We start from the raw sequence: 15,422 nt of genomic DNA, 5'->3' as shown, positions 1-15,422 counted from the left end.
CCCACGTAAGGGGCACGAACCGCACTAAAGTAGATGCTTTCACGTTAAAACACCAAACAACCTCCCGAAGGGCACGAACATCACTAATTATTTGAAACACTAGAGAAAGCATTAATTTCATGCCGTCCTCGTGGTTCAATCCTTTGGTGGTTTGGTGTTCATTCGGGAGGTTGTTTCGTGTTTTAAGCGCCAGGCATGGACCTTAGTGATTTTCGTGCCCCTTACGTGGGATATAAAAGAATTCGTGTTTTCGTGTTGAAAAACCGGCGGGCAGTGTGAAAGTGGAAAATATGGCAAAGAACCACTAAACAAACACGGAATTACTAAAAACACTAATTATCTTTTAGTGTTGTGAAATCAGACAAATCAGCTTAAGGCGAAAATACGAATAAACAAATCATTGTATGAAGTATACACACCCATCCAGTGAAACTCAATAATAATGCCGGATAGAAAAGGCTCAGTTCTGTTCCGCTTGTAGTAATCGAACGATCCTTTTTGCCGAATCGCCGTCCCCGAACGGATTCTTCCATCGGTTATCCTTACGCATCATCCATCCGACCGACTCGAAGATCTTAACCGGGTCCGTCCCCGCTACTACGTTCGATCCTACGTCCAGCGTCTCCGGCCGCTCCGTATTATCTCTCAACGTCACCAGAGGAACGCCCAGGATACATGCCTCCTCCTGGATACCTCCTGAATCGGTCAGGATCAGCCGGGCATTAGCCTCGAGCTGGAGGAACGACAGATACCCAAGCGGCTTGATGACATTAATATCCTCAGTATCGATGCCAAACTCGTCAATTCTCTTCACAGTGTGCGGGTGCATAGGGAATATGACCGGCAACGAGTATTTGTTATGGATAAGTCTTAGACACTCAATGATATTTTTCAGCCTCTCCTCAGAATCGACGTTTTCCTGGCGGTGGGCGGTCACTAAGAAGTACTCTTTTGGCTTCAGGCCGAGCTCAGCAAGGATTCCAGACTTTTTCCGGGATATCTCCAGGTTCTGATACAGGGCATCGACGACTGTATTGCCCATAACGTGAATATTATCCCGGTCGATCCCTTCATTTAAAAGATTAGTCTCCGCGGTCTTTGTCGGGGCAAACAGATAATCAGAAATATGATCTGTAACGACACGGTTGACCTCCTCCGGCATACTGCGATCGAAGCTTCGCAGGCCCGCTTCAATGTGGCCAACCCTGATATGCAGTTTTTTTGCGGCCAGGGCGCCGGCAAGGACCGTATTTGTATCGCCCTGCACAAGGACGATATCCGGCCTCTCTTCTACGAGCGCCCTCTCTACGCCTGCCAGTATACGGCCGGTCTGCTCCGCGTGACTGCCCGAGCCTATTTCGAGGTTATGCCAGGGAAGGGGAAGCTCCAGCTCGTCGAAGAACATCTTATCCATCTCGTAGGAGTAGTGCTGTCCCGTGTGAAGAATGAAAAAGTCAAGCTCTTTAGCCTCACATTCCCGGATCACCGGCGACATCTTGATTATCTCGGGGCGCGTGCCCAGTATGACCGCGATCATTCTTATCCTTCCTTGATGGCGCGGGTCAATCTCGTTACCACTGACTGGATGTATGACAAAATGACGCCCGAGAACAGGCATAATATTCCCATTACAATGGAGAGCACGCCCGTGGTCCCGTATAATATTGTAGCGTTCGGCGTAATGTTCACGGTGTTGATCTCAAAGAATATGAGTAGTACTCCCAACAATAGAAATGCAATGCCGGGCGTCCCGAAAAACAATAAAAGCCTTTTCCTGGATATCATGGCAATGGTCGTTACTAGCACCGACAGCCCATGGACGATCGGGTTATAGGTCGAGCCGGCCACATCGTAACGGACGTAGATCTGAACCTCCTTGATCCGCATATCTGCGGAGGCCGCATCAATGAGCATCTCGCTCTCGATGGCCATGTTAGTATTCTCGAAAGAAAAGCAGTCGAAGGACCTTCCGGAAAATGCCCGGAACCCGTTCTGGCTGTCAGTGACCTTGCGCTTGCTCCCTAAATTCGTGACAGCGGTCAGGACTTCCTGGCCGACTCTCCGGTATTTCGGCACCTGGTGCCCGTTCTTGACGATGAACCGCGAGCCATTGACAATATCCGCCTCACCGCTTAGAATGGGCTTGATCAGCAATGGTATCTCATCCGGGTTATGCTGGCCATCGCCGTCTATGAGCACGAGCACCTTGGCGTTCCGTTCCTTCGCGAACTGGAACGCTTCCTTAATGCCCATTCCCTTTCCCTGGTTAACGTCGTGCCTGATGACCTCGGCGCCTGCCATCCGGGCAATTTCTGACGTATTATCGTGAGAGCCGTCGTCGATCACCAGCACCGTCTCCGCGTACTTTAGCGATAAGATCACGATACTCCCGATGGCGACCTCTTCGTTAAAGGCGGGTATAGCAACGATGATCCCCCGATATGGGGATATACGGCGGTTTATCCCGCTATCATAAGCTTCGGGCGTAGGCACCATCATCCTGCCATAGCCTTTTTTCTCGTAATTCATGACGCCGGAGCTCATATGTTACCAGCCTCGTAATTTAAAATGGTAGTCGGACTACCATTCTCTTTATTCATAATTTTACGGCAAGTGGCAAATGCAATTTCATACCTATGACTGTTAATAAAACCACCACGGAAGGATTGTGTTTTGTACCATGGGCTTACCATTCAATTGTTTATATAACATTAGATATATAAATAAACCCGTTATTTTAAATTATTTTCATATATCGCCTCGTAATAAAACACAAAAAAAGACATTTTCTCGCGGCCAATGAGTTATTTACTGGCGATGGGAGATACTTTAACCAGTGCTTTGGCCTTTTCTTCTCTTACATATTCGATATGCCCGCGCCATCCCAGAGGGGGCATGAAGTCACAGCCAAAGGCATCGTAGATATCATCCAGGCTTCGGCAATTGTCCGCTGCGATCTCAATATCCCGGGGGTTCCCCTCGAATAATGTATATCTTTTTCTGCCCATCGCATGCCGGAACATCACCATTTTCCTGTAGTCGAAGCCCATGATCCTGCTGCACACAATGTCCACTTCCACCGGGTTATAGCCCGCGACGAGTATGCCGCATTTCTTTTCGCTGGGCGATTGCGGTCCCTCTTTTTCTCCGGCAATGATGCCGTCCACCAGAATGAACATTTTACGCTGCGGCGTATCCCTTAAGGTTCCAGCTTTATCGGCATAGCGGACAATCTTGTTTAAGTCGGATATGGTTCGGGGAATAGTATCGTTCCCGTGCCAGCTTCCATCAAAGAAATCGTCCTTGTAAGGGATGACCATTTTCGAGATGTTCAATAACAATATGCAGCCCCACAGAGGAGGGATTTCGTATTTCCGCTTAGTGGACGATATCCGGTCATAGATGCGGATGATCATATCCTTCCGCACGTCCCTATGCTCGTACTCGTCACCGCCATCCTCTCTGGACCCGGCCCTATGATGGGGAAGCCAGCTCTTATACCCGTTTATCCCGACGAAATTCTTAAGGGAGCACGTAATGCCGGTTCTGTTGTGCGTTTTCAATTTCGGGAGGTTAATGATCACGTCCGCATTTAGTATGCTGTTGGCGATACAATACTCGTTCTTCGAACTGTCATGGTGCTCTCTCATATAGCGTATATCATAATTGTTGACCCGGAATTTTTTTATGTCGCCCTTAATATCTGTCAGTTCCGAATTATTTTTGAGGTCAACGACGGAATAGCCCAGTGGGTCTCCCTTCAGCGGCTTGACCAGTAACCGGCCAAGCCTGGTCTGTCCTTGTTCTGCGCGCAGGTCGATGATGTCGAGCCTCAAGCTTTTATCACTGTAATATTCGGCGATGCTACCCACTCCCGTCAGCCGTATTACCTCGTCGAAATCTGTCTCCACCGCGGGGGCATCGCCGATGGTGACCCCGCCCTGGCCTTTTAATGCGATATAAACATAGTCGAGGACCGCCCTTATCACCGACCCCTGGGTGATCATGCATTCGACACTGCCGACAGGGTTTATATTATTGACGAAGTTCGGTTTGATGAATACATTATCCCCGGGCTTCACGATGTCCCCGAGTGGGTTCCACGAGGGCTTATTAAAATTATCTTTGTCCATGCCCAGCTTGTAAAGGAGGTTCCTTACTTCATCGTAACACGAGTTTTGCATACTAGTTTCATTGAACGGATATTCCGGGTATTTTACCTGCGGGTGGAACGGGGCATCCTTACAATAATCGACAGCCGGGTCTTTAATGATCACGACTCTCATTGTATCAGCTCTTGCATCCTAATGGACTGCACTACTAGAATTAATTATACAATTAATTAATATTTAAACTATTTGTTAATATGCATAATATAATAAAAGTTTATAAAGTTAGCTACTACAATATCCAATAATTAAAAATGAATGTAAGTCGCCGAATTACGGCGAATTATGCAGTCTATTTCTTTTCCCACTTGTGGAGGTCTACGACCTGGGCGAGTGTCTTACCCCTCTCAATCTCGGTCCTCTGCCTATCCTCGGTTTTCTTGACCTCCAGCGCCCGCCGTGCGATCTCATAGGCGTGCTCCGCTGACACAACCATGACACCACAGTCATCGCCGATGATCCAGTCGCCCGGCCTCACGGTCAGGCCGCCGCAGGTAATGTCCGCGTTGATCTCGCCCATGCCCTTCGGCTCGCTCGCGTTGGGCACGCTCGCCGAGGCGAAGGCCGGGAACTTGATCTTTTTAATGTCGTCGATATCCCGGATGGCCCCGTCAATGACCACGCCCGCGACGCCCCTCTGCTGGCAGCTCCTCGATGCCAGCTCTCCCCAGGGGGCCACGTAGTTGCTACCGTTATAGATGACGATGATATCTCCCTTCTGGGCCAGGTCGATAGCCTCCACGGGCTTCGCCCAGTCGCCGGGGAAGTTCTGCACGGTTACCGCCCGGCCAGCGATCTTGATGCCTTCGTATAAGGGCTTCACGTCCCGCATCGCGGGCGCCCTGTGCATGGCGTCCGAGATATTCGGCGTCGTGACCTGCATGAAAAGCTCGCGGGTCTCCTCGTCCAATGACTTCTTTTCCTGGACGATGTATTGCTTTCCGGCCGCGTCGATGCTCTGGCGCACGCGCCGGGCGGAGCCGGTCACGTCCTTAGCGTGGGTTATATTACCGCCCACGATGACGATGTCCGCCCCCAGGGCCACGGCCGTCGCCGCTGAGTCGGCATTTAGTCCGCCGGCGACCGCGATCTGGATAGAGGCTGCCTTCCGCACTTCCTTGAGGATATCCAGCGGGTCCTTTCCCACCATCTGCTGGTCGATGCCTACGTGGACACACACGATGTTGGCCCCGAGTTCCTGAACGCGCCTCGCCCGGGCCACGGGATCCGGGACGTTAATCAGGTCGACCATGAGCTTACCTCCGTATCTTCCCGCGGAGCGGACGGCGTCCTGTATCGTGGAGTCATCGCAGGCCCCCAGGATGGTGACCACGCCGGCGCCCGACTTAATGGCCATTTCGGCTTCGATGGCCCCCGTGTCCATAATCTTCATGTCAGCCACGACCACGTGGTCCCCGAAATCTTCCTTTAGCGTGCGTACCGCGTTCATGCCTTCGCTCTTGATGAGCGGCGTGCCGGCCTCCAGGTAATCGGCGCCTCCGGCGACGGCCTCGCGGGCGATATTTACCGCCCTGGCGAGCTCAACTTCATCGAGGGCGACCTGCAAAATGGGTTTCATGATAGGTCAAGTTATTACTTCATTGATTGGGGGATAAATGTTTCGAATTTATTACTGATACTATATAGATAAAATTATTTATACGGTTTCCTAAATACTGAAAATTATTCTATAATCGCCTATGTGACTCTATGTTTTATATTTGCGATTGATTAATCATCAATCGCCCGTTATAAAAGTCCTAAGATAGCATACGATAATGGGAGTTGACCGGGGGGCCGGTTTTTCAGGATCTTTCTGTCGTATACATTTCGGGGCTCGTGAATACCATGATTCGGGGAGTTAATGGTAATCGTATATCCATGAATCAATTGACATTTATATCCAGGACCTTCAGGCCTATTATATCGATATTTCTAATCTTTTTGTTACTCGTTGCAGTGGTGCCCGGACACGCCCAGGACAGTGCCATCCCGTCCATTGCCAATTCTTCCGGGGTATCCACATATATCGTCGTCTTCAGGGATTCTCCCGGCATGACGACCGAATCGCTCTATGGTACTGCGTCGAGTTATATTATGTCACACGGGGGCCAGGTTACGCATCGATACAGTATCATTAATGGAATGTCCGTTAAAATGCCGGATTCCCAGGTAAGTATGCTGAGCGCATTGCCTAACGTGAAATACGTGGAAAAGGACACACAAGTACACGCATTATTAGACCAGGCCATCCCCCAGATCGGCGCGGACAAAGTATGGGCCGAGGGATATAATGGATCGGGCATAAAAGTGGCCGTCATCGATACTGGCATCGACGGCAGCCATCCCGACCTGAATAATGGCAAGATCGTGGCCTGGGCCGACTTCGTTAACCATAACAATGCGACGCCCTACGATGACCACGGGCATGGTACGCACTGCGCCGGCATTATCGCGGGAACGGGAAATGCCTCGGGTGGCCTGTATACGGGCGTGGCGCCGGGGGCCAGCCTGATCGGGGTCAAGGTGCTCAATAACTTAGGCGGAGGCTATGCGTCCGATATTATCCAGGGCATTGAATGGGCCGTCGCCCAGCATGCGGATGTCATTTCATTATCCCTGGGCGGCCCCCACACGCAATCGATGGACGATGCGGTGAACAATGCCGTGTGGCAGGGCGTGACCGTAGTTGCGGCGGCTGGAAATAACGGCCCGACCAATGGAACCATACTGTGCCCGGGGGACGCGATCAATTCGATCACCGTCGGTGCGGTCGATAAAACCGATAATCTCGCCGACTTTAGCTCCCGGGGGCCGACCAGCGACGGCCGGGTAAAGCCAAACGTGCTCAACGTTGGAGTGAACGTCATTTCCGCCCGGGCAAGCGGCACCAGCATGGGATCACCCGTGAACCAATATTACACGATGGCGAGTGGGACCTCGATGGCCACGCCCATGACCGCGGGCGTCGTGGCGCTCATGCTCCAGAAGAATCGTACACTGACCCCGAACCAGATTTGCTATATCCTGGAGACGACGGCTAAGTACATGGCGGATCCCATACCCAATAACAATGATGGCTTTGGCCGTGTGCAGGCCGATGCCGCGGTGAACTATAACGGGTTTGTGCCTCCTACACCTTCTCCATCGCCTTCTCCGTCTCCTTCCCCGTCAGCTTCTCCGTCGCCAACCCTGCCAGTATTACAGTTCCATAGCTTATCATATACCGTTGGCGAGAATAATGGCTGGGTGGTTTTAACCATCGACCGGCTAGGTGATGCGAGCTCGGACGTCAAAGTGGATTATACAACTGCCGACGGGACCGCCAAAGCCGGGACCAACTATCAGGCCCCCGCGCCCAACCCATATTCGCTCATAATCCCGGCGGGCGTTGTGTCCAGCGATATCACGATACCCATCCTGGACGATAACCTTTACAGCGGCCCCATTCCAAAGAATTTTACGGTCACCTTATCATCCCCGGTAAATGCGAACCTGAGCGCCACGCAGAACATGACGACAGTCAATATCATCGACCAGGACCCGGCACCCTGGATCGGCATTTATCCTACGGATTACACCGCTTATGAAAATTCCGGGGCCGTAACGGTAAACCTTTTCCGCTATTACGATTCGGAAATCCAGGTGGGCGTTACGCTACGGACGCGGCCGGGCACGGCCGTCCCTCCCCGGGATTATACATCCTACGGGACCGTCGTCAGCTTTGGCAAAGGCGAGATGAGCAAGTCCGTTTCAATCCCGGTCCACGACGACGGCGTTTATTCAGTTCAGGATAAACAATTCTACGTGGATCTGTCGAATCCTGTCAACGGCGCATACATTTATCCCCAGTATGCCACGGCGAACGTTACCATCCTCGAGGCCGATCACGGGCCGGACATCGCTTTTAAGTACAATGCCCAATACGTCAATGAGACCGACGGGACGGCCGTGATCACAGTTGTAAAAACATACGATACGACCGATTCGGCTTCCGCTCACTGGTACACGGTCGACGGCTCGGGCGCGGACGGGGCAAAGGAGGGCATGGGCTATGTGAATTCCAGCGGAGTGGTGACCTTTAACAGTTACGAATATTCCAAGACTATATCCGTACCCCTGATTCATGACAATAACTTTAGTACTTCACCCCAAGCCCGGTTCGGCATCTTCCTGTGTCCGCCCCTGACCGGTAATGCCGACATCGGCATGCAGATGTCCACCATGGTCATCATCAACCAGACCGATCCTGCCCCGGTGCTTCAATTCAACACTTCCGCCTTGACGGTCGATGAGAATACGAGCTCCGTGGCGATCAACGTTACGCGAATGAACGATGCGTTAAGCCCCGTGACCGTCGATTATGCGACGCATGATGGCACCGCCATGGCGCCCATCGATTATACGGATACCCACGGCACGCTTACGTTCCCTCAGGGCATGATGAGCCAGACGATTACCATACCGATACACAATGACCAAGCATGGAGCCCGAATAAGTCGCTGACTATCGGCCTCGCAAACCCAACGGGCGGTGCGATCATAGGTGGCATCTCCTCGGCGGCCATCACAATCACAGAAGTCGACGCGCCCCCCGTGATCGAGCTCAACGCCACCGCCTATCGTGTGAATGAGAGCGCGGGGATCGTCTACGTCAACGCTTCGAGCACGGCAAAAATCGCGTTCACAACCCGCGTCAATTTTACGACGAGCAACGATACGGCGATGGCCGGCATAGACTATGGGAATCGAAGCAATTATTCGCCCGTAAGCGGCTCGATCATCATCCCGCCCTATCAATCGTGGGGCCTTGCAGGTATTAACATCATCAACGATGGCTCCTACATGGGGGACAGGCGCTTTAACGTCGTGCTGACAAATCCGCCGCCATCCGGCACGAATTATGGGCTGAACACGACCGCGAGCGTGACCATCGCGGATACAGACCCGAAGCCTACGGTACAGTTCACGGCCGCAAATTATTATGTGAACGAGACCGACGGTACGGCAAGCGTCATCGCCGTTTCCCGGAATAATAGCCCGCTGACCCCATTCACGGTGAATTATACGATCGGGAAGGCGGGCGACACCGCGCTGCCCGATGCCGACTATAACGCGACGCCCGGCATGCCCCTGAAGGGCATCCTGAACTTCCCGCCGAACGTCACCAGCATTACGGTCCCCGTCAACATACTGGACGACCACAAATACGGCCCCGACCGGTCCTTCAGCGTCATGATTGATAATGTGACCGGCTATGTGATCCATGGTACCCCTTCGACGGCGAACGTGACGATCCGTGAAGAGGACCCGCTGCCCGTGCTGGAGTTTAATGCGTCCCGGTATTACTGTAACGAATCCGACGGCTCCATACTCGTCAACGTAACGCGGACGAATGATTCCCGGATTAACGCTACCGTCGATTATCAAACGCTTAACGGCTCGGCGACGAGTCCCCTGGACTATAATGCCTCGCAGGGCACTCTAACGTTCCCCGAAGGCAACATGAGTATGACCATAAGGGTTCCTATTCACAGCGATGGATACTTCGGCACTCAGAAAAATTTTATTATACAACTGAAAAATCCGGTCGCTGCACGGTTAGGGCCGAATAACACCACGACCGCGTTCATCAACGAGAGCGACCCGGCGCCCTCATTCCGGTTTAACGCTTCATCCTACACTGTAGCGGAGAACGGCGGATCGCTCACCATTAACGTGACCCGGGACATCGATGCCCCCGGTACAATGAGCGTCAGCTATGCGACGGCAAACGGAACTGCCCTATCCGGCATCGATTATGGCGCAGCGGCAGGGACTCTGAGCTTTAGCCAGGGCGTGCTAACCCGCACATTCCAGGTACCTATCTTGAGCGATAACGTCTTTGGGCCGGATAAGGCTTTTACCATCGCCTTAAGCAACCCGACGGGCGGCGCCCTGCTCGGTATGCCGAACAATACGTCCGTGACGGTACGGGAGACCGATGGCTCGATCATCTCAATGGGCTCGACCGCATATAGTGTGGATGACCGCAATAGTACCGTATATATCGTCGTCGATCGCCTCAACGATCTTACCTCTCCCGTCACCGTCCAGTACAATACGAGCGACGGTACGGCCGTCGCGGGAGTGAATTACACTGCCACCGGCGGCACGCTGACTTTCATGCACGGCGAGATGAGCCAGACGATCGGCATCCCCATCATGATCGGCCGGATGGGATCGAACGTGACGTTCAACGTCATGCTTAGTAGCCCTTCGGACGGGTCCACGCTCGGAGTCCCGGATCATACGATTGTGACGATCGTAAATACGACGCACGTGATGAATTACAACCTGGCACAGGGATGGAACCTCATATCCGTGCCGCTGAATGTATCGGACTCGAGCGTTCCCGAGTATTTCCCGGAAGATGTCAGGGCGAACATAATGGAGGTCTGGGGATGGAACGAGACGGCCCAGAACTGGGTCTATTATTCGCCCGATCCCACGGACTATTTCAACCAACACTACCCCCATATCGGGCAAATGGAGGTGGGAAGAGGCTACTGGGTCGAGGTGGCGGGGGCATGTAACTTTTCGGTCATCGGCCGCACGTCCGGCACTTCGCCTATCTCCGACGTAAAGCTTATCAAAGGCTGGAACCTCGTGTGTCCCACTGGGGTGAGCCCGACGCCGGTGACGACCTATACCGGGGCGTCGACGATCTGGGGATGGAACGAGGCCGCCCAGAACTGGGTTTATTATTCTCCGGTCCCCACGGACTATTTCAATCAGCACTATCCGCATATTATAACACTGGAGCCTGACAGGGGCTATTGGGTGGAGATACCGTAAACGATAAAAAGGAAATGATGGTATGAAGGCAACTAGAATCATTATTGTATTGTTTTTGTTCGTCCTGATCGAGGTATCGCTGTCCGGCATTTCCATGGCAGAACCGCCAGTGTTCCCCACCGTGCCTCCGCATAGCGGCGGCGGGGGCGGAGGGACTTACACTCCGCCTAAGTTCGTGCCATACACGAAACCTGTGAATTCCAGCGACGGCACTACTATCGGACACTTAGAAGGTAAAGATTTTAACAGCGTACAGCTCTGGGTACAAAAGAACGGCACGGCTAATGGCATGGACTATATGCTCACCATAACCGGCGAATTGAGCCATGATCCGCCCGCCGGCGTCCTGGTGGATATTGCCTTTGAGGCTGGCGACGCCTCCGGCATGCCCGAGGGCCTGGGTTATGGCATGATACTGGGCAAAGTGAAAGTCACGATGACGCCCGCAGATGGGTGGGACTTCAGGTCCGGCCCGAAATATGCCCTGAGCATTTCGGGTGACGCCTTAAAAAGCATCGATCCGGATAGAGGCCTATACATATCCTGTTCCGACGGCTCACAATACCAGATACTGAAATTAGGCTCGGCCATCGGCGACGGGAGCCTTTCCGCTGAGTTCAATCCGCAGGGACACGATGGAACGTTCACTATCTACAGCGCAGTTGTGGTAACGCCGACGCCCGCGCCGACGGTGGAACCGACGCCCGAGGCTACGCCGATGCCGGAGGCGCAGGGCGGGGTCAGCCCTATGGTGCTCGTGGCATCTGTCGCCGCGCTCGGGATCGTCGCAGCCCTGAGTTTCTTCCTCGGGACGCGGTTTAAATAAGTGCCACAGCCTATTTCTTTATCTTTTACAATGGCCCATGAACAGCTTTATTTATACCTTTTGCACTATTAGTAAACCGTGCGTCAGCGCATTCAGGAGTGTTTTCGGGTAATGATCAAGTACGCGGACAGGCTCAACAAGCTGCCCCCCTACGCGTTCGCCGAGGTGGACAAAGCGAAGCATCAGAAAATTAAAGAAGGGGTCGACGTCATCGACCTGGGTGTCGGAGACCCCGATCTGCCCACGCCGGACTACGTCATAGACTCGCTCTGTAAGGCTGTGCACGATCCGGAAACCCACCAGTACCCGTCCTATTCGGGCTCTACCGTGTTCAGGGACGCGTGCGTGGACTGGTTCGGCAAGCGCTTCGGCGTGGAGCTGGACACGGACAAGGAGATCATCACGCTCATCGGCTCCAAGGAGGGCATCGCGCACATACCCGAGGCTTTCGTGAACCCGGGCGACTATACGCTCTGCCCCAACCCGGGCTATCCGGTATACGGGACGGCCACCATGTTCGCGGAGGGCATACCCGGCGACATGCCGCTGCTTACAGAGAACGGCTTCAAGCCCGACCTTTCGAAGATCCCGAAAGACATCGTTAAGAAGTCCAAAATGCTATTCATCAATTATCCTAATAACCCAACGGCGGCCATCGCCGACAGGAAGTTCTTCAAGGAGGCAGTGGACTTCGGCAAGGACAACGGCCTCATCATCGTCCACGATAACGCTTACTCGGAAGTTACTTACGATGGCTATAAAGCCCCGAGCATCCTGGAGGTGCCGGGCTCTATGGATTGCTGTATTGAAATTCATTCGCTCTCGAAGACATCCAACATGACCGGCTGGCGCATCGGCTTCGCCGTCGGAAATGCCGACATCGTGGCAGGCCTGGGCAGGGTCAAGATGAACGTCGACTCGGGCGCCTTCCTGGCGGTCCAGATGGCCGCTATCGACGCGTTACGGCATTCCGACACGTTCAAGCAGAAGATGAGCAGGGTCTACCAGGACAGGCGCGACGCGCTCCTGGTCGGGCTCAAGTCGCTTGGCATAACCATTGAAAAGCCGAAGGCTACGTTCTACGTATGGGCACCGGTGCCCGGTGGCAAGTCCGTCGAGTACGCCAGATTTTTAATCGACCGGGCGGGAGTCGTGTGCACGCCCGGCATCAGCCTCGGCAAGTATGGCGAGGGCTATGTGCGCTTCGCGCTGACGCAGCCCGTCGAGCGCATTAACGAAGCGGTCGAGAGGATGAAGAAACTATGAAGTTCGAGATTCCCGGCCACCTGGAAGTCAAAGGCGGCCATCTGCACATCGGCGGACTGGACACCGTCAGTCTCGCAAAAGAGTACGGTACGCCGCTCTACGTGACCAGCGAGGACCGGCTCAGGGATAATTATCGCAGGTTCGCGAAGGCGTTCAAGAACACGCGCATCTTCTTCGCGGCAAAATCCAATAACAGCCTGGTCGTCCAGCGCATCCTGGCGCAGGAGGGCGCGGGCGCGGACGCCTTCTCCGACGGCGAGATCTACCTGGCCAGGCTGGCCGGCATTCCGGCCCAAAAAATACTCTTCACCGGCAACTCGAAGACCGACGCCGAGCTCGCGTTCGCCGTCGAGGCGGGCGTCATGGTCTCCATCGACTCCCACGACGAGCTTATTTCACTTTCAAAGATCGCGAAGGCCCGCGGAAAAGAAGTAAAAGTCGCCTTCCGCGTCAACCCCGAGATTTCAGGGGACACGCACCCCAAGCTGGCCACCGGCCTGAAGATATCCAAGTTCGGCATACCGAGGCCTGAGATAGTCGACACGTACCGTGAGGCCGCAAAGCTTCCGGGCATCAATCCCGCCGGCATTCACTGCCACATCGGCTCCCAGATCCTGGAGGTCGAGCCTTACATCGAGACAGTCAACCGCATGATGGACCTGGTGGCGAAGATATCGAAGTTCGTCGACCTGGAGTTCGTGGACATCGGCGGCGGGTTCGGCATCCCGTACCAGAAGGACGTCAAGGCTCCGACACCGGCAGACTACGCGAAGGCGATACTTCCGCTGTACCAGAAGCGGTGCAAGGAGCTCGGCATTAATCCCGAGCTCCACATCGAGCCGGGCCGCTACATCGTCGCGGACACGACAGTCCTGCTGACTCACGTCAACACGGTCAAGAAGGCCTACTCGACCTTCATCGGCGTCGACGCGGGCTTCAACACGCTCATCCGCCCCGCCATGTACGACTCGTACCACGAGGTCGTCGTAGCCAACAAGGCCGATAAAAAAACAGCCGACACATATACCGTCGCCGGCCCGATCTGCGAGAGCGGCGATATCCTCGCCCGGGACCGCAAGCTGCCAAAAGTCCAGAAGGACGACATCGTTGCCCTGCTGGATACGGGCGCCTACGGGTTCTGTATGAGCTCGCAGTACCTGGCACGGCCCCGCTGTGCCGAAGTGCTGGTGCACGACGGGCATGCGGAGCTTATCCGCAAGCGTGAGACTTATGATGACCTTTTACAAAACCAGCTAGTACCGGGTAGATTACTATGAGCATTCAGTTCACCAAGCTCCAGGGCAACGGCAACGATTTCATCCTGCTCGACGAGTGGGACGATCTCCTCGTGCCCGACGATAAGAAGGCAGCCTTCGCCAGGAAGTACTGCCACCGGCGCTTCGGCATTGGCGCCGACGGCGTCATGTTTTTGACCAAGGGCGTCCGGGCTCCGCTACAGATGCGTATCTTCAACGAGGACGGCTCCGAGGCCGAGATGTGCGGCAACGGCATCCGCTGCTTTGCTAAGTACGCTCTCGACCAGCGGTATATCGTGCCCGGGAAATCCCGGGTCGAGACGAAGGCAGGCGTGCTGGAGATCGATACTAAGGTCGATAACGGCAAGACGCTTGTGAAGGTCAATATGGGCAAGCCCCTCTTCGACCGCATAAAGATCCCGGCCCAGGGCCGGGGCGAGTTCATCAACGTGCCCATGCACGGCTACGAGGTATCCGCCGTCAACACGGGCGTGCCCCACGCCGTCATCTTCGTCGATTCGCTCGAGGATCCCGATCTAATGGATGCGGCGCCCGAGATCAGGTTCGATAAGGTCTTCCCCAAAGGTGCGAACGTGAACTTCGTCCAGCGGGACATGGGCGGCCTCCGCGTGCGTACCTATGAGCGTGGCGTCGAGGGCGAAACGCTGAGCTGCGGCACGGGCTCCGTAGCGGCCGCCGCCGTGGCCAGGCACCTGGGGATCATCCGGGACACTGCCGTTGTTAAGACGCCGGGTGGCGAGCTCATGATCAGCTTCGACAAAGACATGGCTTATATGGAGGGCGGCGCCGAGACCGTTTACAAAGGTGAGATCGAATTCGATCCCGCGAAGCTCTAATTTTTTCTACTGTTAATCCGCTTTTTTACCGTCCATTACCCTCTAAACGTATGAATAAAGAAAGCTAAATATATAAATTTATTAATATATTATTTTGAACTGTCAATATCATGCATATCTCGCTGCTCGCCTTAACGATCATCCTGGCGCTGCTGACGGGAGTCGTAGCACTGGCCGTCTGGGCGTTCCTTTCCCGGGCACTTTAACCCGG

The 15,422-nt window shown here is 54.1% G+C and carries 9 protein-coding genes; 5 read left to right on the top strand and 4 right to left on the bottom strand.

The annotated features are described in order from the left end of the window. Nucleotides 1–460: 460 nt before the first annotated feature. From wecB to hxlA, 4 genes are all read right to left on the bottom strand, one after another. On the bottom strand, nt 461–1,537 hold the full coding sequence (wecB, locus tag VMC84_RS06260; protein WP_325379123.1) for a non-hydrolyzing UDP-N-acetylglucosamine 2-epimerase: 1,077 nt from the start codon (nt 1,535–1,537) through the stop codon (nt 461–463). 2 nt (nt 1,538–1,539) lie between these two features. Then, complete coding sequence (locus VMC84_RS06255; RefSeq protein ID WP_325379122.1) at nt 1,540–2,544, bottom strand: glycosyltransferase family 2 protein; 1,005 nt, start codon at nt 2,542–2,544, stop codon at nt 1,540–1,542. Between the two features lie 260 nt (nt 2,545–2,804). Continuing rightward, on the bottom strand, nt 2,805–4,286 hold the full coding sequence (locus tag VMC84_RS06250) for a DUF362 domain-containing protein (protein ID WP_325379121.1): 1,482 nt from the start codon (nt 4,284–4,286) through the stop codon (nt 2,805–2,807). A gap of 175 nt (nt 4,287–4,461) precedes the next feature. Continuing rightward, entirely contained in the window at nt 4,462–5,748 is a 1,287-nt protein-coding gene (gene hxlA / locus VMC84_RS06245) for a 3-hexulose-6-phosphate synthase (protein ID WP_325379120.1), read from the bottom strand. 380 nt (nt 5,749–6,128) lie between these two features. Between hxlA and VMC84_RS06240 the strand changes: the two genes are divergently transcribed. From VMC84_RS06240 to dapF, 5 genes are all read left to right on the top strand, one after another. Continuing rightward, entirely contained in the window at nt 6,129–11,006 is a 4,878-nt protein-coding gene (locus VMC84_RS06240; RefSeq protein ID WP_325379119.1) for a Calx-beta domain-containing protein, read from the top strand. A gap of 22 nt (nt 11,007–11,028) precedes the next feature. After that, nucleotides 11,029–11,832, top strand: a complete 804-nt coding sequence (locus VMC84_RS06235; RefSeq protein ID WP_325379118.1) for a hypothetical protein — start codon at nt 11,029–11,031, stop codon at nt 11,830–11,832. 111 nt (nt 11,833–11,943) lie between these two features. Next, nucleotides 11,944–13,098, top strand: a complete 1,155-nt coding sequence (locus tag VMC84_RS06230; protein ID WP_349256749.1) for an LL-diaminopimelate aminotransferase — start codon at nt 11,944–11,946, stop codon at nt 13,096–13,098. Then, a complete protein-coding gene (gene lysA / locus VMC84_RS06225) occupies nt 13,095–14,375 on the top strand; it encodes a diaminopimelate decarboxylase (RefSeq protein WP_325379116.1) in 1,281 nt (426 codons plus the stop codon). Before VMC84_RS06230 ends, lysA begins: the two co-directional genes overlap by 4 nt. Continuing rightward, on the top strand, nt 14,372–15,211 hold the full coding sequence (gene dapF, locus VMC84_RS06220) for a diaminopimelate epimerase (protein WP_325379115.1): 840 nt from the start codon (nt 14,372–14,374) through the stop codon (nt 15,209–15,211). Before lysA ends, dapF begins: the two co-directional genes overlap by 4 nt. The last annotated feature ends 211 nt before the right edge of the window (nt 15,212–15,422 follow it).

This window comes from Methanocella sp., assembly GCF_035506375.1.
In the GTDB taxonomy this organism is placed as follows: domain Archaea; phylum Halobacteriota; class Methanocellia; order Methanocellales; family Methanocellaceae; genus Methanocella.
Note: the sequence above shows the minus strand (reverse complement) of the source record. Positions and strands in the feature narration are given on the sequence as shown.